The sequence below is a fragment of the Pseudomonas sp. Pseusp97 genome (genome assembly GCF_047304025.1).
Taxonomy (GTDB): Bacteria; Pseudomonadota; Gammaproteobacteria; order Pseudomonadales; family Pseudomonadaceae; genus Pseudomonas.
In genome coordinates this window covers 1-22,769 of sequence record NZ_JBGLYK010000020.1, presented here as the reverse complement: position 1 = coordinate 22,769, position 22,769 = coordinate 1, and the positions used below count along the sequence as shown (strand labels likewise).

Below are 22,769 nucleotides of genomic sequence, written 5' to 3'. Positions count from 1 at the left end.
ACCGCCCCATCCTGCGAGGTTGTAGGGCGCATAACCCGCTCCGGGTTATCCGCCCTGCGTGCCAACTCTGTGGCTTGCGCTCTCGTAGGAGCGGAGCTTCTCCGCGAATCGTCATCAGGCGAAGATCGACGGTATATATCCCAGCACCTGCCATTTCCGCCGCGAAGGGTTTCGCGGACAAGGTCCGCTCCTACAAAAGCAGCACTTCGGTGCGGACCTATAGGAGCGACTTGACCAAGCGTCCCCGTCCGTCCGCCAAGTGGGGCAATGCGTCAGACGCCCTCCTCCCGCCGGTGCATCCACCGATACAACGCCGGCAGCACCAGCAGCGTCAGCGTGGTCGAGGAGAGGATGCCACCGATCACCACCGTCGCCAGCGGCCGCTGCACCTCCGCGCCGGTGCCGGTCGCCAGGGCCATGGGCACGAAGCCCAGGGAGGCTACCAGCGCCGTCATCAGCACCGGCCGCAAGCGCGTCAGCGCGCCCTCGCGGATCGCCGCGTCGAGGCAACATCCCTCCTCCCGCAGGCTGCGGATGAAGGAGATCATCACCAGCCCGTTGAGCACCGCCACGCCCGACAGCGCGATGAAACCCACGCCTGCAGAGATCGACAGGGGGATTTCCCGCAGCCACAGTGCGACCACCCCGCCGGTGAGAGCGAAAGGAATCCCGGTGAACACCACCAACCCGTCACGGACGTTGTTGAACATCATCAGCAGCAGGGTGAACACCAGCAGCAGCGCCACCGGCACCACGATCTGCAAACGCTGCGCTGCCGATTGCAACTGCTCGAACTGGCCGCCCCATGTCGTCCAGTAACCGGCCTGCAACTTCACTTGCTGCTCGATGTTGCCGCTGGCCTCGGAAACGAACGAGCCGATATCCCGCCCACGCACGTTGGCGCTGACCACGACCAGACGCTTGCCGTTCTCGCGGCTGACCTGGTTCGGCCCCTGCACCAGCTCCAGTCGCGCCACTTCGCCCAGGGTAATGAAGCCGATGCGCGAATCCGCGGCGTTGGCCGGGGCCGGCACCGGGATGAGCATGCGCGACAGGGCATCGATGTCGCTGCGCAGGTTCTCCGGCAGGCGCACGATCAGGTCGAAGCGGCGGTCGCCCTCGAACAACGTACCGGCCTGCCGACCGCCCACGGCCACCGCCACGGTGTCCTGGACGTCGCCGACATTGAGGCCGTAGCGCGCCGCGCGCTGGCGGTCGATGTTCACGGTGAGCACCGGCAGGCCGCTGGTCTGCTCGACCTTCACCTCGGACGAGCCCTGGACCCGGCGCAGCACGCCGGCGATCTGCTCGGCGGTCTGGTTCAGCACCGCCATGTCGTCGCCGAAGACCTTCACCGCCACTTCGCTGCGCACCCCGGAAATCAGCTCGTTGAAACGCAGCTGGATCGGCTGCGACAGCTCGTAGGCGCTGCCCGGCACGCCGTTGGCGGCTTCCTGGATTTCCGCCTCCAGCTGCGCGCGGCTCTTGTTCGGATCAGGCCATTGGTCTTTAGGTTTGAGCATCACGTAGGCATCGGAAATATTCGGCGGCATCGGGTCGGAAGCGATCTCGGCGGTGCCGGTGCGGCTGAACATGCGCTGCACCTCGGGCACCTTGTCGAGCACCTGGCGCTCCAGCTTTTCCTGCATGGACACCGACTGCGTCAGGCTGGTCCCCGGCGTGCGCAGCGACTGCAGGACGAAGTCGCCCTCGCCCAGGCTGGGCACGAACTCGCTGCCCATGCGGCTGGCCAGCAGCCCCGACAGCACCACCAGCACGGCAGCACCGGCGAACACCCAGGCGCGCCGCGCCATCACCGCGTCCAGCACTGGCTCGTAGGCGCGGCGCGCACCGCGCATGAGCAGGTTTTCCTCTTCCTTCACCTTGCCGGTGATGAACAGCGCAATGGCCGCCGGCACGAAGGTCACCGAGAGGAGCATCGCGCCCAGCAGCGCCAGCACCACGGTGAAGGCCATGGGGTGGAACATTTTCCCCTCGACGCCGGTGAGCGCGAAGATCGGCAGGTACACCACCATGATGATCAACTGGCCGTAGATCAGCGCGCGGCGCGCCTCCTTCGATGCGGCGAAGACTTCGTGCAGGCGCTCGCTGCGGGTCAGCATGCGGCCGTGGTGCTGTTGCGCATGCGCCAGGCGGCGGATGGCGTTCTCGACTATCACCACGGCGCCGTCGACGATGATGCCGAAGTCCAGCGCGCCGAGGCTCATCAGGTTGGCGCTGATGCGGTTGCCGAACATGCCGGTGAAGGTGAACAGCATGGCCAGCGGGATCACCATGGCGGTGATCAGCGCCGCGCGGATGTTGCCGAGGAACAGGAAGAGCACCGCGATCACCAGGATCGCGCCCTCGGTGAGGTTGCGCTTGACCGTGGCGATGGCCTTGTCGACCAGTTGCGTGCGGTCGTAGACGGTCACCGCCTTCACCCCGGCCGGCAGCGTGCGGTTGATCTCGTCCAGCTTGGCGGCGGCGGCCTTGGCGACGGTGCGGCTGTTCTCGCCGATCAGCATGAACACCGTGCCGAGCACCACTTCGCGGCCATCCTCGGTGGCGGCACCGGTACGCAGCTCGCGGCCGAGATCGACCTCGGCGACGTTGCGCAGGCGGATCGGCGTGCCGTCGACATTGGCCACGACTATGTTGGCGATGTCCTCCAGGCTGCCCACCTGCCCCGGTGCGCGCACCAGCAACTGCTCGCCGTTGCGCTCGATGTAACCGGCGCCGACATTGGCGTTGTTGCGCTCCAGCGCGGCGATCACATCGGCCAGGGTCAAACGGTAGGCGGCCAACCGGCGGGTATCCGGGGCGACCTGGAACTGCTTGGCGAAGCCGCCGATGGTGTTCACCTCGGCGACGCCCGGCACGTTGCGCAGCTGCGGCTTGATCACCCAGTCGTGGATTACCCGCAGGTCGGTCGGCGTGTACTCGCCGCCATCTTCCTTGCGCGCACCCGGCTCGGCCTCGATGGTCCACAGGAAGATTTCCCCAAGGCCGGTGGAGATCGGCCCCATGGCCGACTCGACGCCCTCGGGCAATTGCTCGCGCGCCTGCTGCAGGCGTTCGTTGACCAGCTGGCGGGCGAAGAACAGGTCGGTGCCGTCCTTGAAGATCACCGTCACCTGCGACAGCCCCGAGCGCGAGATCGAGCGCGTCTGCTGCAGGCCGGGCAGGCCCGCCATGGCGGTCTCCACCGGGTAGGTGACGCGCTGCTCGGTCTCCAGCGGGGTGAAGCCCGGCGCCGAAGTGTTGACCTGCACCTGTACGTTGGTGATGTCCGGCACCGCGTCGATGGGCAGCTTCTGGTAGCTGGCGATGCCCAGGCCGGCCATGCCGAGGACGGCGAGCAGCACCAGGTAGCGCTGCTCGATGGCGAAACGAATAAGGCGTTCGAACATGCTCTCGCTCCGTCAGTGCGCGTGGGACGCCGAGCTCTTGCCCAGCTCCGACTTGAGAACGAAGCTGCCTTCGGCCGCCACCTGGTCGCCGGCGGCAAGGCCGGCCAGTACCTCGACCTGACCGGCGCTGCGCGCTCCGAGATCGACCGGGCGTGGATCGAAGCCTTCGGCGCTGCGCACGAAGACGCTGGGCTTGCCTTCCACCTCCTGGATCGCCTGTTCCGGCACCGCGACCGGCACCTGGCGCGCACTGCTGCTCACCCGCACATTGACGAACAGGCCGGGGCGCCAGGCGCCGTCGGGATTGGCCAGGGTGACGCGGGCCACCGCGCTGCGGGTCTGCTCGCCGAGCAGGTTGCCAACGTAGCTGACGCGACCGTCGACCTGCATGCCGAGGTCGGTCGCTTCCACCCGCGCCGGCTTGCCCACCTGCACCCGCGCCAGGTCCTGCGGTGCCACGCTGAAGCTGGCCCAGACCCGCGACAGGTCGGACAGCGTGAAAGCCGCGGTGGTCTCGCTGACCACCTCGCCGGGCACCAGGTGCTTCTCCACCACCACGCCGTCGAAGGGTGCGCGCAGTTCATAGCGATTGCCGCCGGCGCTGGCCGACACGCCGCTCAATGCGTTGGTCTTCTGCTGTGCGTTGGCCAGGGCGATGCGCGCTTCTTCCAGGTCCTGGCGGGCCTGCAGATAGTCCTGCTCGGCGGAGATCTTCTCCTGCCACAGCTCCCGCTCGCGCTCGAAGGTCTTGTTCGCCAGGGCTACCCGGCGCTGGGCGGCAGCCAGTTCGCTGCGCAGCTCGGAGACCTGCTGACTGGCGATCACCGCCAGCAGCTGGCCCTGCTTCACGTTCTGCCCGAGATCCACCGCCACCGACTCCACCACGCCGGGCGTGCGCGGCACGACGTGGGCGGTGCGGTCCTGATCGAAGCCGATCTCGCCGGGCAGGCTGAACGCCTCGTCCAGCGCCTGCGGTCCGGCCGTGGCCAGCTGGATGCCGGCAGCCTCGATCTGCGCAGGGCTGAGGTGCAGGCCCTCCTCTTCGGTCGGTGCCTCCTTGGCGGCGTGATGCTCGCCATCGGCATGGCTGGCTGCTTCGGCATGGCGAGTCGGCGCAGCGCTGGCGTGGTGCTCGCCGTCCGCATGGGTCGCGTCGTCGAGGTGGCTGCCGCCGGCCTGTTCGCTGCCCATCCAGGCGTAGGCGCTGACGGCCAGCGCCGAGGCCAGCAGAACGGCCGCGGCGAGTGGGGTTTTCTTGATCATGAAAGCTCCGGGAAAGGTCCGCTGGCGCCGCGCCGTAGCGCCGGCACCGCAGGGTGATGGAGGGTGCTGAGTAGGTCGTGAACACACCAGTGCACGGGCAGGCTCATGGTTGGCGCGGCGGAGGACGGCGTCAGGGTCACGAGCAGCAGGCCGAGCCAGGCGCGGCGGCGTTCAGCGGGCCGCGCCGACATCGCCGTAGACCCGCTCGATCCGTCCACAGGCATCGCTGACCTGGGCCAGCGCACGCAGGTACTGGTCGCGGGCGGTGATCAGGGTGCGCTGGGCATCGAGCACTTCGAGGAAGCCGAACTTGCCCATCTCGAAGCCGCGCGTGGCGCTTTCCACGGCGGTCTGGGCGCTGGGCAGGATGGTCCGGCGGAAGGCATCCACCTCGCCCTGGGCGGTGCTCCATTGCTGCAGCGCCTGCTGGGTTTCCTGGCGCAGGCGCAGCTCGGTGGCGTTGCGCAAGTCGCGGGCCTGATCGGCTCGGCGCGATTCGGCGAGGATATTGCCCTGGTTGCGGTCGAACAGCGGCAACGGCAGGCTGAAGCCGATCACCGCGATGCGGTCGCGGTTGCCGGCGTCGATGGCCTCCTGCGTGCCCAGGCTGACGTCGAGGTCGGGGATGCGCTGGGTCTTCGCCAGGCGCACGGCGGCTTCGCCTTCGTCGATACGGGTTTGCGCCAGGCGCATTTCCGCGCTGTCTCCGAGGCGGCGCAGCAGATCGTCAGGTGTTGGCAGTGCGGGCAAGGGCTGGCCACTGTCGGCGCGCACGCTGCTGAAGTCCGGCGATACCTGCCCCATCAACGCGGCCAGTGCCTGGTTGGCGTCTGCCCGTTCGCGGCGGGCACGGTCCTGCTCCAGGCGCACCTCGGCGAGCTGCACCTGCGCGCGGTTGGCCTCAAGCGGAGGCGCCTTGCCGGCACGCACTCGGCCTTCAGCCGCGGCCAGGCCACGCTGCGCCAGCTCTACGGACTGTTGCGCCAGGCGCTCGCGCTCCTGCGCTCGCAGGGCTGTGTAGAAAACCGCGATCACCTCTCCGCGCAGCTGGTTGCGCCGAGCCTGCAAGCTCAGCGCGGCCACGTCCTCGCCGCGCTCGGCCAGCTCCACCCGCGCACCGCGCTTGCCGCCCAGCTCCAGCGGCTGGCTGATGCCGAGGGTGGTGGTGCGGTTGCGCGACTCGGTGCCCTCCTGCTCCCAGGACAGCGTCGGGTTGCGCAACAGGCCGGCCTGTTCGCGCAGCCCCTGGGCGATGCCGATTTCCCGGCCGCTGGCGGCCAGCTCGGGATTGCCCTTGGCGGCGGCCTGCAGGGCCTCCTCGATGCCGATCTCGCGGGCTTGCGCCGCGGTTGGCAACTGCCAGAGCAGCAGCGCGAGCAGCGTTGCTCTGGCTGCGAATGCAGAACGTCTTGAAAACACGGCGAACCTCGCACGGTGGAGACAACTTCGACGGCATCCCGTCATTTCCACCGGCGAATCTAGAAGTGCCTCTCTAGCGACAAGGTGACTGGATAATTACAAACATGTAATTAGCCATGCGCCGACTTCCCGTTGTATGTATTTAAAAAGGCCCTGCACCTCTTCCAGGTAACTTCAGGAAACAATTCGCGGCACTTCCAACACATTGCAGTCCTTCTGAAATCCCTTACAGACCAGCGGCCTACAGAACTTTCAGTGCTCCGCTCCCAGTCAGTCAGGCGACATCGCCGCGGTTGACCCTGAAGTCGCTACAGCTTCTAGACTGCGCGCCTTTCCCGTTGGCGGCATGAACTTTCCTGCGCCTGCGGCACCACTCCTCACGTCATTACCGGGTAACTATCCATGAAAATCCTGCTCATCGAGGACGACCACAAGACGGCCGATTATCTGCAACAGGGACTGAGCGAAAGCGGCTATGTGGTCGACCGCGCGGACAACGGCATAGACGGCCTGCACCTGGCCCGGCAATGCGCCTATGACCTGGTCATCCTCGATGTGAACCTGCCGCAGATGGACGGCTGGGACGTGCTCGCCAGCCTGCGCCAGCACAGCGACATCCGGGTGATGATGCTCACCGCCCGAGGCCGCCTCACCGAACGGGTGAAGGGCTTCGACCTCGGCGCCGACGACTACCTGCTCAAGCCCTTCGAGTTCCCCGAACTGCTGGCCCGCGTGCGCTCGCTGATGCGCCGCAGCGAACGCATCGACCAGCCGCAGGTGCTTGAGATCGGCGGGTTGGAACTGGACCCCGGCCGCCACCGCGCGTACCGCGACGCACAGCGCATCGACCTGACCAGCAAGGAGTTCGCCCTGCTGCACCTGCTGATGAGCCGCAGCGGCGAAGTGCTCTCGCGTACGCAGATCATCTCGCTGGTGTGGGACATGAACTTCGACTGCGACACCAACGTGGTGGAGGTCACCATCCGCCGCCTGCGCGCGAAGATCGACGATCCCTTCGCCGACAAGCTGATCCACACCCTGCGCGGGGTCGGCTACGTGCTGGAGTCCCGCGCATGAAGCCGGCCAGCCTGTCGCTGCGCATCGCCCTGTGGGTCGGCGTGCTGGGTTCGGTGCTGATGATGCTGCTGCTCACCCTCGCCTACCTCGCCCTCGACCACCAGCTGGACCAGCGCGCCCACCGCGAGCTGGAAGACAAGCTCGGGCAGCTGCGCCACGCGCTGGAGGCCGACCCGGGCCTCTCCGGCCTGCCCCTGCGCGGCCATGCGCTGCAGGACCAGCTGATGGGCCACGACAACCTCAGCGCCGTGCTGCTGGATGAGCAGCGCGGGCGGCCGGCGCAGTTCAGCAGCGGGCCGAATGCCGATCTGCCGATACTTGATGAGTTCGCCGGCAAGGGCCGCGCCTTCGGCTGGACCGCGCCGGACGGTCGCCGCCTGCTCACCGAACGCAGCCTGGTCCGCCTGCGCGACGGCAACAGCCTGCGGGTGTTCCTGAGCCTGGATCGGCGTGACGACGACGCCCTGCTCGGCGCCTTCCTGCGCTCGGCCTGGCTGGCGGTGCCCCCACTGCTGCTGCTGATCGCCCTCGGCGCGCGCCTGGTGGCCAAGCGCGGCCTGCAGCCGTTGCGCCAGTTCGGCCAGGTGGCCTCGCGGGTCACCACCCAGGACCTCAGCCACCGCATTCCGCTGCGGGACCTGCCGCGGGAGCTGGGCAAGGCCGCGCGGGCGCTGAACCTGATGCTGCACCGGCTCGACGCCGGCGTGCAGCAGCTCACGCAGTTCTCCGACGATATTGCCCACGAGTTGCGTTCGCCCATCGGCAACCTGCTGGGCAAGGCTCAGGTCACGCTGTCGCGGCCACGGGAAAAGGAGGAGTACGAAGCGGTGCTCGCGGCGAGCACCGAGGAGCTGGAACGGGTCGGCCGGATCGTCGGCGACATGCTGTTCCTCGCCCAGGTCAGCCACCCGCGCGCGCTGCTGCCGCAGCAACCGGTGCGGCTGGAAGAAGAGGCGGCGAAGGTCGCCGAGCTGTTCGATTTCAGCGCCGAGGAGAAGTCGCTCGCCATCGTCATCGAAGGCCATGGAGTCGTGCTGGGAGACCGCCTGATGATCCAGCGCGCCATTTCCAACCTGCTGTCCAACGCCATCCGCCACACGCCCGAAGGCCAGCGGATAGATGTGCAGGTAAGCAACGACGGCGAAGCCGTGACGCTACAATTGCAGAACCCCGGCACGGGCATTGCCGCCGAGCATCTGCCGCACCTGTTCGAGCGTTTCTACCGGGTGGACAAGGGGCGCTCGCGGGCACAGGGCGGCACGGGCCTGGGGCTGGCCATCGTACGTTCGATCATGGAGCTGCACCTGGGATCGGCCAGCGCGCAGAGCTCGGAGGAAGGGCCGACGCGCTTCCTCCTGAAATTCCCTTCCGCATCCGACTGACCTTCGGCTCGATCAGCGGGTGGTACGGCAGGCGACGCGTTCGGTGCGGTACTCGATGGCCTGCTCTTCACCGAAGGAGTCCCGGTAGCGCAGCTGCACGGGCACCACGCCGCAGTCGGTGCTCAAGGGCGTCACCGCCACGACCTCGGCGATATCCAGGTTCATCCCGTAGGTGTACTGCTTCGCCTCGGCGATCTGCGTCGGCGAAGGCGCGCCCTGGCGCGCCTGCATGACCTGCTGGCGGGCCTGTTCCATGCGCGCGAAGGTGATGTCGCCGCCACCGTCGGCCAGGGCCAGGGAAGACGCGCCCAGCAGGGCGGCGGTCAGGAGGATGCGGGAGAGTTTCATGGCAGTCACCTCGTGGTGGTTGAAAGTGACTCCACCTTAAAGGGCCGCCGCTAACGGGAAGCTGAGGCCCGGATGACGATTCGGTTATCCAGTTCAGAAACGACTTAAGCGGTTTTCCACCACTCATCCGTGCAATTTCCCACCGGTGAACTCTCGGCGTCCGACAACTGTCTGTGTGCTGTCGGCCCACCGGGCGGCATTCCTGGCCATTGGCCACCCGGACAGCCCTGAACAATTCATCCGGCCGACGTTTTCGCTCCCGCAAGGCGGGTTTCGTTCCAAGTCATGTGAAGATTGCCCATGTCCCTATCGCGTCGTTTCCCCGCACGAGTTTCCCCTCTCCCGACCCGCGCCCTCGCTGCCTGCCTGTTCGCCGGCCTGCTGGCCGCCGGCGCCCCGGCCCAGGCCGAGGAATCCGCCAGCAACGCGCGCTGGGTGAACGACAGCCTGAGCACCTACGTGCGCAGCGGCCCCACCGACGGCTACCGCATCGTCGGCACCCTGACTTCCGGGCAGAAGGTCCAGCTGGTCAGCACTTCCGGCGACTACAGCCAGGTGCGCAGCGATAGCGGCAACACCGTATGGATCGCCAGCAAGGACCTGCAGGACAAGCCCGGGCAGGCCGAACGCCTGCCGGCGCTGGAACAGAAGGTCACCGAGCTGACCACCCAGCTGCAGACCATCGACGACTCCTGGAAGAACCGCGTGCAGGGCATGCAGGAAACCCTGGACGCGCGCAAGAAGCTCATCGACGAACTGCAGGCCGCCCGCAGCGCGCTGGACGCCGACCTGAGCCAGGCGCGCTCGCAGCTGCGCGACGCCCAGGCGCAACTGGGCGACGAGAACAAGCAGGTGCTGATGCGCTACATGGCCTACGGCGGCAGCATCGCCGGCGCCGGCCTGCTGGCCGGACTGATCCTGCCGACCATGCTGCGCGTGCGCCGCAAGCGCAGTACCGAGTGGGTCTGAGGCCTCGGTCGATGCGCAGTTCGTACTGCCGATAACCCAGGGCATCGCTGCCCTGCGGCTTGAACCCGGCGCGCTAGTACAGGAATCGCGCCGGGTTCTCGGGGCGCACGCTGAGCTTCAGTCGGGTGCAGCCTTCCTTCCGGGCGTCGACGATAAAGCGCTGCAACAGCGAGGCGAATACCGGCGATTCATTTCGTCGACGAAGGGAGCGCCGCATCCAGTAGTTCACGCCCCTGGCTCTCGAAATTTTCCAACCGCAGCACCGCTTCCGCCCTGGCATCCAGCAATTGCTGGATGCGCCTGTCGTAGTCCGCCTTGACGCCGATCATTTCCGTGACCAGGGTATTTTCCCAGACCGCCCCTGCCAGATTGTCATTGGCGCGACTGCGCTCGTAACTCAGCCACCTCAGCTGCTCATCGCGCTTCTCGCGCAATGCCTCGATTGCCGCGTCGGCCTCCCGGATGACGTTCCTCATCCGGCTCACCTCGTTGACGTATTGCATCTGCAGCGTCGAGTTGACCACCGAACGATTAGCCCGTTTCTGCTGAGCGATATCTTCCTCATTCGGCTGCCAGGTATTGGGGATGACCTGAATGTCATCGGTGCCACAGGGGGTCTGGGAAAAGACCGGACGACCATTGACAGTGCACTTGTAGATATCGGCTTGCGCGGTGTTGAAACCCAGCGCGGCCAGCAGGACCACGACGAATGGGAAGCGCATGATGCAATGCTCCTGACCACTCCATTGGTATTCCTGTAAACAGGACCCTTGGGATTGCCATCAGATTGACATGCACTGTTTGGGCGAGTTCTCGGGCGCTCTGTAAAGGTTCGGTAAATCCCCCGACGCTCCCAACCACCAGGAGCGGCGGCCCGCTGGCAGGGCCGGCGTCCCGGCTGTTCGCGAGCAAGCTCGCTCCTACGAAAAGCACATCGGCTTGGCGCCGGGTTCAACCGGCTCCCTGCTCCTTCGCCATCCCGAAACAATGCCGCGCCTGCGGAAACTCGTGCCCGCGCACCTCGCTGGCGAAGCGTTCGGCCGCTGCGCTGATCAGCTCGTCGATACGCACGTATTGCTGCGCGAAGCGCGGAATCTGCTCGCCGGAAAGCCCGAGCATGTCCTCGGTCACCAGCACCTGCCCGGCGCAGGCGGGTGACGCGCCGATGCCGATCACCGGGATATCCAGGCGCTCGCAGACCTGCCGCGCCAGCGGCTCCAGCACGCCTTCGAGCACCACGCTGAAGGCCCCGGCCGCAGCGACGGCATCCGCGTCGCGCAGTACCCGCGCAATGCCGGCTTCCTCCTTGCCCTGAACCTTGAAGCCACCGAGGGCATTGACCTTCTGCGGCATCAGGCCGACATGCGCCATCACCGGAATGCCGCGCTCGACCAGGAAGGCGATGGTCTCGGCCATCTCCGCGCCGCCTTCCAGCTTCACCGCCTGCGCGCCGCTTTCGGCAAGCACCCGCGCGGCAGAAAGGAACGCCTGCTGCGGCGACGCCTGGTAGCTGGCGAAGGGCATGTCCACCACCACGCAGGCCCGTTGCGAGCCACGAACCACCGCGGCGCCGTGGGCGATCATGGTGTCCAGGGTCACGGACAGGGTGTGCGGCAGGCCGTAGAGCACCATGCCCAGCGAATCCCCGACCAGCAGCACGTCGACGTGCGGATCGAGCAGGCGCGCCATGGGCGCCGAGTAGGCGGTCAGTACGACCAGGCTGCCGGGGTCGCGGCGTTGGCGGATGTCCAGGATGGACAGGCGTTGTTGCGGGCGATGGCTGCTCATGGGGCTCTCCATGGATGGCTGATATTGGCCGGGGAAGACGCTACCATCGGCCCTCCATGACCCACTTCCGACAGTGAGACAAGCTATGCCGTCAGCGGGACAGGATGCTCTGGCGCTTCCCGGCTTCACGTCGCTGCCCCGTCCCGTGTGGCTGCGCGCCTTCGACATGCCCGCCGGCCACCAGGTGGAGCCCCACGCCCATCCCTGGGGCCAACTGATGTATGCCGCCAGCGGCGTGCTCGAGGCGACGACCGAGGAGTACGCCTGCGTGATTCCGCCCCGTCGGGCGATGTGGCTGCCGGCCGGCGTGCGTCATAGCGCTCGGGCGCGCACGCTGGTCGTGCACCGCAGCTTCTACCTGGCGCCGGAACTGGCCGTCGGCCTGGGTCCGTGCCGTGTGCTGGAAATCTCGCCGCTGCTGGACAACCTCATCCAGCGCGCCAGCGAGTTTTCCCGCGACTACCCCGACGAGGGGCCGGAAGCCCGGCTCATGCAGGTACTGGTGGACGAGTTGCACAGCGCACCGGACTCCGGCCTGGCCCTGCCCCTGCCGCGCGACGCCCGCCTGCGGCGCGTTACCGATCACCTGCAGGAGCACCCCGGCGAGCGCCTGGGCATCGAAGACTGGGCTCTGCGCGTCGGCGCCTCGCGGCGTACCCTGGCGCGATTGTTTCGCGACGAAACCGGGCTGTCGTTCCGTGAATGGCGCGAGCGCGTGAGGCTGCTCGCGGCATTGCCCAGGCTGGAGCGCGGCGAGTCGGTGACGCTGATCGCCGGTGAGCTGGGCTACGAGTCCACCTCGGCCTTCATCGAGCTGTTCCAGCGCCAGCTGCGCACCTCGCCCGGTGCGTTGGCGCGGCAGATGCGTGGGCGCGACGCATAGTTCGGCGCGGGAAGAAGGAATTCGCGGACAAGGTCCGCTCCTACCTGAAATATCGCGCCGGGGCATGCCCTCTCCTCCCGCCCTCTCCCTGAAGGGAGAGGGTTAGGGAGAGGGAAGTCCAAGGCACGGACTATCAGAAGAAGACAGTTGCTCCTACGGGTTAACACCAGAGTGAACGGACCGTGGGGCGCATAACCCGGAACGGGTTATCCGCCGATTGACTCGCGGCGGAAACGCTGGCGCGTTGTCCGCCCTACGATCTGTGCCGTGCGGTTCGCGAGCGAGCTCGCTCCTACGAAGAGCCGTATCGCCGCCCCCTGTAGGAGCGAGCTTGCTCGCGAATGCCCAACGCAGGCCCTGCCGTAGAGCGCCAACGCAGGATGGGTGGAGCGCCGCATACCATGCTGCCGATGCAGCGATCGATGGGTATCGCTGCGCTCCACGCCATCCTACAAAGAGGTACTCGGGAGGCGAGTTGTAAGGAGGTCGTCCGCTCTTACAGTCAGCCAAAAACAACATGAGGATTTCTTATGTTCATCACAAGAACATTGAGTTTGTCTCATGAAGCTGCCGCCCGGAGAATTTCCCCATCGTTGATTCAATGGAGAGATTCACATGGCGCTGGCACACAACCTCGGCTTTCCCCGCATCGGCCGCGACCGCGAGCTGAAGAAAGCCCAGGAGGCCTTCTGGAAGGGCGAGCTGGACGAAGCCGGCCTGCGCGCCGTCGGCCGCGAGCTGCGTGCTGCCCACTGGCAGGCGCAGAAGAACGCCGGCATCGAGCTGCTGCCGGTGGGCGACTTCGCCTGGTACGACCAGGTGCTGACCCACTCGCTGACCTTCGGTGTCATCCCGGAACGCTTCCGCGCTCACGGCGAGGCAAAGCCGACCCTGCAGACCCTGTTCGCCATGGCGCGAGGTGCTGTTGGAAACAAGAGCGGTGCGGGATGCTGCGGCGCCCACGCGCAGCCCCTTCTTGCACAAGAGCTAACCAAGTGGTTCGACACCAACTACCACTACCTCGTCCCCGAGTTCGACGCTGAACAGCAGTTCGAACTGAGCTGGGAGCAGCTGTTCGAGGAAGTGGAAGAAGCCCACGCCCTCGGCCACCGGGTGAAACCCGTGGTGATCGGCCCGCTGACCTACCTCTGGCTCGGCAAGACCAAGGGCCGCGAATTCGACAAGCTCGACCTCGTGGAGCGCCTGCTGCCGCTCTACGGCCAGATATTCCGCCGCCTCGCCGCGCAGGGCGTGGAGTGGGTACAGATCGACGAACCGATCCTCGCCCTTGACCTGCCGCAGGACTGGAAGAACGCCTTCGAGCGTACCTACAACTTGCTGCAGAGCGAGCCGCTGAAGAAGCTGGTGGCCACCTATTTCGGCGGCCTGGAGGACAACCTCGGGCTGGCCGCCGGCCTGCCGGTGGACGGCCTGCACCTGGACCTGGTGCGCGCGCCTGAGCAGTTCCCGACCATCCTCGACCGCCTGCCGGCCTACAAGATTCTCTCCCTCGGCGTGGTCAACGGCCGCAACGTCTGGCGCTGCGACCTGGAAAAAGCCCTCGACGTCCTGCGTTACGCCCATGACCGAGTAGGTGATCGCCTCTGGATCGCGCCGTCCTGCTCGCTGCTGCACAGCCCGGTGGACCTGGAGCGGGAAGACCAGCTGGATGCCGAGCTGAAAAGCTGGTTGGCGTTCGCCGTGCAGAAATGCGCCGAAGTCGCCCTGCTCGCCCGCGCCGTCAATCAGCCGGAAGCCCCGCAAGTCATCGCCGCGCTGCAGCAGAGCCGCGCCGTGCAGGCCAGCCGCGCCGCCTCACCGCGCATCCACAAGCCGGAGGTGAAGGCCCGTCTGGCCGCTGTGAAAGCCAGCGACAGCCAGCGCCAGTCGCCCTTTGCCGAGCGCATCCCCAAGCAGCGCGCCGGCCTGAACCTGCCGGACTTCCCCACCACCACCATCGGCTCCTTCCCGCAGACCTCGGCCATCCGCCTGGCGCGCCAGGCCTTCAGACAGGGCAAGCTGAGCGCTGCCGACTACACCGAGGCCATGCACAGCGAGATTCGCCATGCCGTGGAAATCCAGGAAAACCTCGGGCTCGACGTGCTGGTACACGGCGAAGCCGAGCGCAACGACATGGTCGAGTACTTCGCCGAGCAGCTCGACGGCTACCTCTTCACCCGCTTCGGCTGGGTACAGAGCTACGGCTCGCGCTGCGTGAAGCCGGCGGTGATCTTCGGCGACCTGAGCCGCCCGCAGGCCATGACCGTGGAATGGATCAGGTATGCCCAGAGCCTCACCAGCAAGGTGATGAAAGGCATGCTGACCGGCCCGGTGACCATGCTGATGTGGTCCTTTCCGCGCGAGGACATTTCCCGCGAAACCCAGGCGCGCCAACTGGCCCTGGCGATTCGCGACGAAGTGACGGACCTGGAGGCTGCCGGCATCCGCATTGTGCAGATCGACGAAGCCGCCTTCCGCGAGGGCCTGCCGCTGCGCCGCAATGACTGGGGCCGCTACCTCGACTGGGCCACCGGAGCCTTCCGCCTGTGCGCCTCTGGCGTGCGCGACGAAACGCAGATCCACACCCACATGTGCTACAGCGAGTTCAACGACGTGATCGAGTCCATCGCCGCCATGGACGCCGACGTCATCACCATCGAGACCTCGCGTTCGGACATGGAGCTGCTGGAAGCCTTCGAGAAGTTCGAATACCCCAACGAGATCGGCCCGGGCGTCTACGACATTCACTCGCCGCGCGTGCCGGGCAAGGACGAGATGGTCAAGCTGCTGCGCAAGGCGGCCCGGCGCATTCCCGCCGAGCGCCTGTGGGTCAACCCCGACTGCGGCCTGAAGACCCGCGCCTGGCCGGAAACGGAGGCGGCGCTGGTGAACATGGTCGCCGCGGCCCGCGAGCTGCGCAGGGACCTGGCCCTGCTGGGTTGACCGGCGCCGGTCGATGACGCCCCGGCGTCACCGGTTTGCAGAGGATCAGAGGTGCTCCCGTAGGAGCAGACCTGTCCGCGAATCATTCGTCACGCGGGGATTCCCGGCGGGACGAGCCTTGTCGTCAGGAAGCGCCGCAGGATGGTGTGGAGCGCAGCGATACCCATCGGCCTCGCGTATCCACCGCATGGGTATCGCTACGCTCCCCCCATCCCGCGATCCTGACCGGGCCACCCCGTAGGGCGCATAACGCCCCAGGCGTTATCCGCCACCGCGTATAACCCGTGCCTGGTTATGCGCCCTACGGTGCCGGTTTCCGGAGAATCAGGCGTGCTCCCGTAGGAGCGGACCTTGTCCGCGAATCTTTCGGCACGCCCAGATTTACCGGCCGGCGCGGACCTTGTACCACGTCAGGGCGCACCTACGATCCTGACCGCTGCCACCTCGTAGGGCGCATAACGCCCAGGCGTTATCCGCCCTACGCTGCTGAAAATCCGTACCAGGGCTCTCCCTCTCCCCAGCCCTCTCCCTGAAGGGAGAGGGAGCTGTCCGTGCCAGCTGACGCCATAGTTTCATCCTGCACCGAACGGTCCCCTCTCCCTTCAGGGAGAGGGCTGGACTTAACGTAGGGCGGATAACCGTCCCGGCTTATCCGCCCTACGTTGCCGGCTTCCGCAGAATCAGGCGTGCTCCCGTAGGAGCGGACTCCGTCCCCGATTGGCATCGACCCGCCGCGGAGCATCGGCGCCCCCTGTCAGCGCGGCAAGGGATCTGCCGCCGCGTCGAGCCGGCAGATGAGCGCCGCGACGGACAGGCGTACTCTTGAGACCTCCCGTACCTTCAGCATGCAGGCCAGACATGAAGCAGCTGCTCGTCATCGGCATCGGCGCCGGCGACCCCGAGTACCTCACCGTGCAGGCGATCAACGCGATGAACCGCGCCGATGTGTTCTTCCTCATGGACAAGGGCCCCAGCAAGGACAAGCTGGTCCAGCTGCGCCGCGAGATCCTCCAGCGCTACGTCACCCGCGCCGATTACCGCGTCGTCGAAGCCAGCAGCCCCGAACGCGTGCGCGAAGGCGATTACAGCGGCCAGGTGCGTGACCTCAACCAGGCCAAGCAGGAGCTTTTCGAGCGCCTGATCGAGACCGAACTGCAGGACGGCCAGTGCGGCGCCTTCCTCGTCTGGGGCGACCCCTCGCTCTACGACAGCACCCTGCGCATCCTCGACGCCATCCTGCGCGAGGGGCGCGCGCGCTTCGATTACCAGGTGATCCCGGGCATCACGAGTGTGCAGGCGCTTGCCGCACGCCACCGGGTACCGCTCAATGCCATCGGCCAGCCGGTGCAGATCACCACCGGGCGCCGCCTGGGCGAAGGATTTCCAGCCAACGCCGAGAGCGTCGTGGTGATGCTCGACGTCGAGGACAGTTACCTCCGGCTGGATGATCCCGAGCTGGAAATCTACTGGGGCGCCTATGTCGGCACCCCGGACGAAATCCTCCGCAGCGGGCGCCTCGCCGAGGTCGGCGAGGACATCCAGCGCACCCGCCAGGCAGCTCGCGAGGCCAACGGCTGGATCATGGACAGCTATCTGTTGCGGCGCGCGCCCAAGGAAGACTGAGCAGCCCCGGCAAAAGCGGCTAGAGTGATTTCGTTGTGCCGCGGCGGTTCGCCAAGTGCCCGTCCACCGGGCCGGGAGCACGGTCGGGCGCGGCCTATACTGATCCGGCGCGCAGCAAGGAAATCCTCTGGCGCGCTCCCTTCGGCGGAGGATGGTCAATGAATGCGCCTGGTCCCGTTGTTCGTCCGACGATCCTGATCGTCGACGATGCGCCCGAAAACCTGACGCTCCTTTCGGAGCTGTTGAAGATCCTGTATCGCGTCAAGGCCGCCCGTACGGGCGAAAAAGCGCTGCAGATCGCCCTCTCCGACGAGCCGCCGGACCTCATCCTGCTGGACGTGATGATGCCCGGCATGAATGGCTTCGAGGTCTGCCGGCGCCTGCGCGAAGACGCTCGCACGCGCCACATTCCGGTGATCTTCGTCACCGCCCAGGATGCCGCCGACGAGGAAATCCGCGGCCTGGAGCTGGGCGCGGTGGACTACCTGACCAAGCCGATCAACCCGCCGACCGTGCTGATGCGCGTGGATAACCAGCTGCGCATCAAGGCCGCCGGGGACTTCCTGCGCGACCAGAACGAATTCCTCGAGCGCGAAGTGCAGCGGCGTACCCGGGAGCTGGCGGCCATCCAGGACGTGACCATCCTGGCCATGGCGTCCCTGGCGGAGACCCGCGACAACGAGACCGGCAACCACCTTCGTCGTACCCAGCACTACGTCAGCGCGCTGGCCGAGCACCTGCGGGAGCACCCGCGCTTCGCCGCCGAACTGGACGAGGAAACCCGGCACCTGCTGTTCAAGTCGGCGCCGCTGCACGACATCGGCAAGGTCGGCATTCCCGACCAGATTCTGCTCAAGCCCGGAAAGCTCACTCCGGAAGAGTTCGAGCTGATGAAAACCCACACCACCCTGGGCGTCGAGGCCCTGGAGAAAGCCGAAGAGCGCCTGGGCATGGACGTGCCCTTCCTCCGGCTGGCCAAGCAGATCGCCGCCGGGCACCACGAGAAGTGGGACGGTTCGGGCTATCCTAACGCTCTGGCCGGCGATGCGATCCCTGTGTCGGCACGACTGATGGCAGTGGCCGATGTCTACGATGCCCTGATCAGCAAGCGGGTCTACAAAGCCCCCATGAGCCACGCCAGCGCCGTGGATTTCATCCAGAGCCAGCGCGGACAGCATTTCGACCCGGATATCGTCGACGCCTTCCTGGCGCTGAAGGACGAGTTCCGTCGCATTGCCGAGCGCTTCAACGACAACGCCGGCGAACCTGCAGCGCCACTCCAGGCGCAGCGATAGGTCCCAGCAGCTGTTCGGCTTCGGCGGCATCCTGCTGCTCGTCCTGTTCCTCGGCCTGTACAGCCTGCAGGTGCAGCGCGAGCAGATCGCGCGGATGAACCTGGTCTACGAGAAGGAGATGCCGGGGCTTTTGCATCTCGAGGCAGCCCGCGCCAGCCTCGCGGGCATCGGGCATCGCACGCCCGCGCTACAAGGGCTGGTGCGCTTCGAATCGGCCTGCGAGGACTACCAGGATCAGGTCCAGCATGTGCTGGCGCCCAACGATCAATCGCTACGGCCGGGCAAAACAGCGACCTGGGCGCCATTGCGCTGCTCTCCTCCACCGCCCGCAGCCAATTCCAAAGCCTTGCGGAAAGTGGATAGAACGCAGGCCCGCCCCCGGCTGACACTAGCCTCGCCTGGCAGCACGATGCTGCGTGCATCCATTACAAAATCCCCTTTATAAAATCAAAAAAACACCCGAGGCTTGTATGACCACCCCCGCCGAGCAACTGGAGCAACGGCTGAAGCAACAGAAAATCACCGAAGTCGAATGCGTGGTGAGCGATCTCACCGGCATCGCCCGCGGCAAGATTTCCCCCACCAACAAGTTCCTCGGCGAAGGGGGCATGCGACTCCCCGAAAGTGTTCTGCTGCAGACCGTCACCGGCGATTTCGTCGATGACGACGTCTACTACGACCTGCTCGACGAAGCGGACATCGACATGGTCTGCAAGCCCGACCCGGACGCCATCTTCCTCGTGCCCTGGGCGCTGGAACCGACCGCGATGGTCATCCACGACACCTTCGACAAGGTCGGCAACCCCATCGAACTGTCGCCGCGCAACGTGCTCAAGCGGGTGCTCAAGCTCTATGCCGACAAGGGCTGGAGCCCGGTGGTGGCGCCGGAGATGGAGTTCTACCTGACCAAGCGCAGCAGCGACCCGGACTTCCCGCTGGAAGCCCCCGTCGGCCGCTCCGGCCGCCCGGAAAGCGGCCGCCAGAGCTTCTCCATCGACGCCGCCAACGAATTCGACCCGCTGTTCGAAGACGTCTACGACTGGTGCGAACTGCAGGGCCTGGACCTGGACACGCTGATCCACGAGGACGGCCCGGCGCAGATGGAAATCAACTTCCGTCACGGCGACGCGCTGAGCCTGGCCGACCAGATCATCGTGTTCAAGCGCACCATGCGCGAAGCCGCGCTCAAGCATGATGTCAGCGCGACCTTCATGGCCAAGCCGATCACCGACGAGCCCGGCAGCGCCATGCACATCCACCAGAGCGTGCTGGACATCGCCACCGGCAAGAACATCTTCGCCGCAGAAGACGGCTCCATGAGCCAGCTGTTCCTGCACTACATCGGCGGCCTGCAGAAGTACATCCCGAAAGTGCTGCCGATGTTCGCGCCCAACGTGAATTCCTTCCGCCGCTTCCTGCCGGACACTTCCGCACCGGTGAACGTCGAATGGGGCGAAGAGAACCGCACCGTGGGCCTGCGCGTGCCCGCCGCTCCGCCGGCCGCGATGCGCGTGGAAAACCGCCTGCCTGGCGCCGACGCCAACCCGTACCTGGCGCTGGCCGCCAGCCTGCTCTGCGGCTACCTGGGCATGATCGAGCAGATCAACCCCAGCGCCGCCGTCCAGGGCCGCGCCTACGAGCGCCGCAACCTGCGCCTGCCGATCACCATCGAGGACGCCCTGCAGCAGATGGAAGACTGCGCCGTGCTCAAGGAATTCCTCGGCGAGAAATTCGTGCAGGGCTATGTCGCGGTGAAGCGCACCGAGCACGAGAACTTCAAGCGGGTGATCAGCTCCTGGGAGCGTGAGTTCCTCCTGCTTAGCGTCTGATCCTCATCCCTGACTTCACAACAACAATTCGGGAGTCCCCATGAGACTGCTGCGCACCCTTGCGCCCTTTGCCCTGGCCACCGCGGCCATGGCAGTACAGGCTGAACCGACGGTCAGCATCTACAACTGGACCGACTACATCGCTCCGGACACCCTCGCCGGCTTCCAGAAGACTACCGGCGTCAAACCGGTCTACGACGTCTTCGACTCCAACGAGACCCTGGAAGGCAAGCTGCTGGCGGGCCGTTCCGGCTACGACGTGGTGGTGCCGTCCAACCACTTCCTGACCCGCCAGGTGCAGGCCGGCGTGTTCCTCGAGCTCGACCGCAGCCAGCTGCCGAACTGGAAGCACCTGGATCCGACGCTGCTCAAGCTGCTGGAACAGAACGACCCGGGCAACAAGCACTCGGTGCCCTACCTGTGGGGCACCAACGGCATCGGCTACAACGTTGCCAAGGTCAAGCAGGCGCTGGGCGTCGACAGGATCGATTCCTGGTCGGTGCTGTTCGAGCCGGAGAACATCAGGAAGCTCCAGGCGTGCGGCGTGGCGTTCATGGACTCGCCCGACGAGATGATCCCCTCGGTGCTCAACTACCTGGGCCTGGATCCCAACAGCACCAACCCGTCGGACTATCCCAAGGCCGAGGCCAAGCTGGTGGCGGTGCGTCCGTACGTCGCCTACTTCCACTCGTCCAAGTACATCTCGGACCTGGCCAACGGCAACATCTGCGTGGCCTTCGGCTACTCCGGCGACGTATTCCAGGCCGCCGCCCGCGCCAAGGAAGCCAACAACGGCATCGAGATCGCCTACGCCATTCCCAAGGAAGGCGCGAATCTGTGGTTCGACCTGATGGCCATCCCTTCGGATGCGAGCCATCCGGAGCAGGCCCTGGCGTTCATCAACTACATCCTCGATCCGAAGGTGATCGCCGGCATCAGCGAATACGTCGGCTATCCCAGCGCCAACGCCGACTCCAAGGCGCTGCTGCCCGAGGAGATGCAGAACAACCCCGAGGTCTTCCCGAGCCAGGCCGTGCTCGACAAGCTGTACATCGCCAAGGCGCCTCCAGCCAAGATCATGCGCCTGATGACCCGCAGCTGGAGCAAGATCAAGTTCAACCAATGAGCCGAGAAACTTCCATGAAGCACACCGAGGAGCACGCCGCGTCCTATTACGCCGCGACCGCCCGCGACCGTGAGCAGTACCCTTCCCTCACCGGGGATGTGCGGGCGGACGTCTGCGTGATCGGCGGCGGCTTCACCGGCGTCAACACAGCCCTCGAGCTGGCCCAGAAAGGCCACTCCGTGGTGCTGCTGGAAGCCCGGCGCATCGGCTGGGGCGCCAGTGGGCGCAACGGCGGGCAGCTGATCCGTGGCATCGGCCACGACGTCAGCGGCTTCGCCAAGTACGTCGGTGAAGACGGCGTGCGCTACCTCGAGCAGGCGGGTGTCGATTCGGTGGCGCTGGTCGCCGAGCGCATCCGTGAGCTGGATATCGAGTGCGACCTGCGCTGGGGCTTCTGCGAGCTGGCCAATACCCCGGCGCAATACGCCGCCATGGTCCGTGAGCAGGAATCGCTGGGCGCTTCGGACTACCCGCACGAGACCCGCCTGGTGCCGCCGGAGCGCATGCGCGAAGTGGTTGCCAGCGACCTCTACGCCGGTGGGCACATCGACATGGGCTCGGGCCACCTGCACCCGCTCGACCTGGTGAAGGGCGAGGCCCGCGCGGCCATGTCCTTCGGCGCGCAGATCTTCGAGCAGAGCCCGGTGCTGCGTATCGAGCACGGTGCGACCGCCGTCGTCCACTGCGCCCAGGGCCGCGTGCTGGCGAAGACCCTGGTGCTCGGCTGCAATGCGCACCTGGAGGAGCTGGAACCGAAACTGACCGGCAAGGTATTGCCCGCCGGCAGCTATGTGGTGGCCACCGAGCCGCTGTCCGAGGAACTGGCAGCGCAGCTGATCCCGCAGAACATGGCGCTGTGCGACCAGAAGGTGGGGCTCGACTATTACCGCCTGACGGCCGACCGTCGCCTGCTGTTCGGCGGCGCCTGCCACTACTCCGGCCGCGACCCGGCGGACATCGGCGCGTACATGCGGCCGAAGGTGCTCAAGGTGTTCCCGCAACTGCAGCAGGTGAAGCTCGACTACCAGTGGGGCGGCATGATCGGCATCACCGCCAATCGCTTCCCCCAGGTCGGCCGACTGAAGAGCCAGCCGAACCTGTATTTCGCCCAGGGCTATTCCGGCCACGGGCTGAACGTCACGCACTGGTCCGCCAAGCTGCTCGCCGAAGCCATCCACCAGGGCGAAAGCAAGGGGCTGGACCTGTTCAGCGCCGTGCCGCACCTGACCTTCCCCGGCGGCAAACTGCTGCGCTCGCCGCTGCTGGCGCTGGGCATGGCGTGGTATCGGGTGCGGGAATTGATCGGCTGACGTTGAGGCTTGTGTAGGATGGGTGGGGGGGCCGGCGAACCCAAGAGTTTGGGCCCGCGGTTGTTTGGTTTGGGGGGGGGGCCCCCGGGGGGTTATAAAAA

The 22,769-nt window shown here is 66.3% G+C and carries 17 protein-coding genes; 11 read left to right on the top strand and 6 right to left on the bottom strand.

What is annotated here, in order from left to right; genetic code table 11:
- Positions 1 to 272 precede the first annotated feature (272 nt).
- From ACCC94_RS06485 to ACCC94_RS06475, 3 genes are all read right to left on the bottom strand, one after another.
- Complete coding sequence (locus ACCC94_RS06485) at positions 273 to 3,413, bottom strand: CusA/CzcA family heavy metal efflux RND transporter (RefSeq protein ID WP_413348517.1); 3,141 nt, start codon at positions 3,411 to 3,413, stop codon at positions 273 to 275.
- Positions 3,414 to 3,425: 12 nt separating this feature from the next.
- On the bottom strand, positions 3,426 to 4,676 hold the full coding sequence (locus ACCC94_RS06480) for an efflux RND transporter periplasmic adaptor subunit (RefSeq protein WP_413348516.1): 1,251 nt from the start codon (positions 4,674 to 4,676) through the stop codon (positions 3,426 to 3,428).
- A 171-nt stretch (positions 4,677 to 4,847) separates the two neighbouring features.
- Complete coding sequence (locus tag ACCC94_RS06475; protein WP_413348515.1) at positions 4,848 to 6,095, bottom strand: TolC family protein; 1,248 nt, start codon at positions 6,093 to 6,095, stop codon at positions 4,848 to 4,850.
- A gap of 402 nt (positions 6,096 to 6,497) precedes the next feature.
- Here ACCC94_RS06475 and ACCC94_RS06470 point away from each other — a divergent pair, with 402 nt between their 5' ends.
- Positions 6,498 to 7,172, top strand: coding sequence for a heavy metal response regulator transcription factor (locus ACCC94_RS06470; protein ID WP_413348514.1), 675 nt, complete (start codon positions 6,498 to 6,500; stop codon positions 7,170 to 7,172).
- The gene (locus ACCC94_RS06465; RefSeq protein WP_413348513.1) at positions 7,169 to 8,554 is read left to right on the top strand and encodes a heavy metal sensor histidine kinase; all 1,386 of its coding nucleotides are present in this window, start codon (positions 7,169 to 7,171) and stop codon (positions 8,552 to 8,554) included. Before ACCC94_RS06470 ends, ACCC94_RS06465 begins: the two co-directional genes overlap by 4 nt.
- 12 nt (positions 8,555 to 8,566) lie before the next feature.
- Here ACCC94_RS06465 and ACCC94_RS06460 read toward each other — a convergent pair whose 3' ends face one another.
- Positions 8,567 to 8,902 (bottom strand): DUF2790 domain-containing protein, encoded by a 336-nt coding sequence (locus ACCC94_RS06460; protein WP_413348512.1) that lies wholly within the window; start codon positions 8,900 to 8,902, stop codon positions 8,567 to 8,569.
- A gap of 300 nt (positions 8,903 to 9,202) precedes the next feature.
- Here ACCC94_RS06460 and ACCC94_RS06455 point away from each other — a divergent pair, with 300 nt between their 5' ends.
- Positions 9,203 to 9,871 carry a TIGR04211 family SH3 domain-containing protein gene (locus tag ACCC94_RS06455; RefSeq protein ID WP_413348511.1) on the top strand — a complete coding sequence of 223 codons (669 nt, stop codon included), beginning with the start codon at positions 9,203 to 9,205 and terminating at the stop codon, positions 9,869 to 9,871.
- 188 nt (positions 9,872 to 10,059) lie between these two features.
- Here the strand turns inward: ACCC94_RS06455 and ACCC94_RS06450 are convergent, their stop codons facing one another.
- Both ACCC94_RS06450 and panB read right to left on the bottom strand, forming a co-directional pair.
- A complete protein-coding gene (locus ACCC94_RS06450) occupies positions 10,060 to 10,593 on the bottom strand; it encodes a DUF4124 domain-containing protein (protein ID WP_413348510.1) in 534 nt (177 codons plus the stop codon).
- 229 nt (positions 10,594 to 10,822) lie between these two features.
- A complete protein-coding gene (panB, locus tag ACCC94_RS06445) occupies positions 10,823 to 11,659 on the bottom strand; it encodes a 3-methyl-2-oxobutanoate hydroxymethyltransferase (protein WP_413348509.1) in 837 nt (278 codons plus the stop codon).
- An 85-nt stretch (positions 11,660 to 11,744) separates the two neighbouring features.
- Here panB and ACCC94_RS06440 point away from each other — a divergent pair, with 85 nt between their 5' ends.
- From ACCC94_RS06440 to ACCC94_RS06405, 8 genes are all read left to right on the top strand, one after another.
- Positions 11,745 to 12,542, top strand: a complete 798-nt coding sequence (locus tag ACCC94_RS06440; RefSeq protein WP_413348508.1) for a helix-turn-helix domain-containing protein — start codon at positions 11,745 to 11,747, stop codon at positions 12,540 to 12,542.
- Between the two features lie 615 nt (positions 12,543 to 13,157).
- A complete protein-coding gene (gene metE, locus ACCC94_RS06435; protein WP_413348507.1) occupies positions 13,158 to 15,485 on the top strand; it encodes a 5-methyltetrahydropteroyltriglutamate--homocysteine S-methyltransferase in 2,328 nt (775 codons plus the stop codon).
- An 858-nt stretch (positions 15,486 to 16,343) separates the two neighbouring features.
- Positions 16,344 to 17,108, top strand: a complete 765-nt coding sequence (cobF, locus tag ACCC94_RS06430; protein WP_413348506.1) for a precorrin-6A synthase (deacetylating) — start codon at positions 16,344 to 16,346, stop codon at positions 17,106 to 17,108.
- 158 nt (positions 17,109 to 17,266) lie between these two features.
- Entirely contained in the window at positions 17,267 to 18,403 is a 1,137-nt protein-coding gene (locus ACCC94_RS06425) for a two-component system response regulator (RefSeq protein WP_413348505.1), read from the top strand.
- On the top strand, positions 18,342 to 18,848 hold the full coding sequence (locus ACCC94_RS06420) for a hypothetical protein (RefSeq protein WP_413348504.1): 507 nt from the start codon (positions 18,342 to 18,344) through the stop codon (positions 18,846 to 18,848). Before ACCC94_RS06425 ends, ACCC94_RS06420 begins: the two co-directional genes overlap by 62 nt.
- A 25-nt stretch (positions 18,849 to 18,873) precedes the next feature.
- Complete coding sequence (locus ACCC94_RS06415) at positions 18,874 to 20,232, top strand: glutamine synthetase family protein (protein WP_084359672.1); 1,359 nt, start codon at positions 18,874 to 18,876, stop codon at positions 20,230 to 20,232.
- A gap of 40 nt (positions 20,233 to 20,272) precedes the next feature.
- Complete coding sequence (locus ACCC94_RS06410; protein WP_413348503.1) at positions 20,273 to 21,358, top strand: polyamine ABC transporter substrate-binding protein; 1,086 nt, start codon at positions 20,273 to 20,275, stop codon at positions 21,356 to 21,358.
- A 14-nt stretch (positions 21,359 to 21,372) separates the two neighbouring features.
- Complete coding sequence (locus ACCC94_RS06405; RefSeq protein WP_413348502.1) at positions 21,373 to 22,668, top strand: NAD(P)/FAD-dependent oxidoreductase; 1,296 nt, start codon at positions 21,373 to 21,375, stop codon at positions 22,666 to 22,668.
- The last annotated feature ends 101 nt before the right edge of the window (positions 22,669 to 22,769 follow it).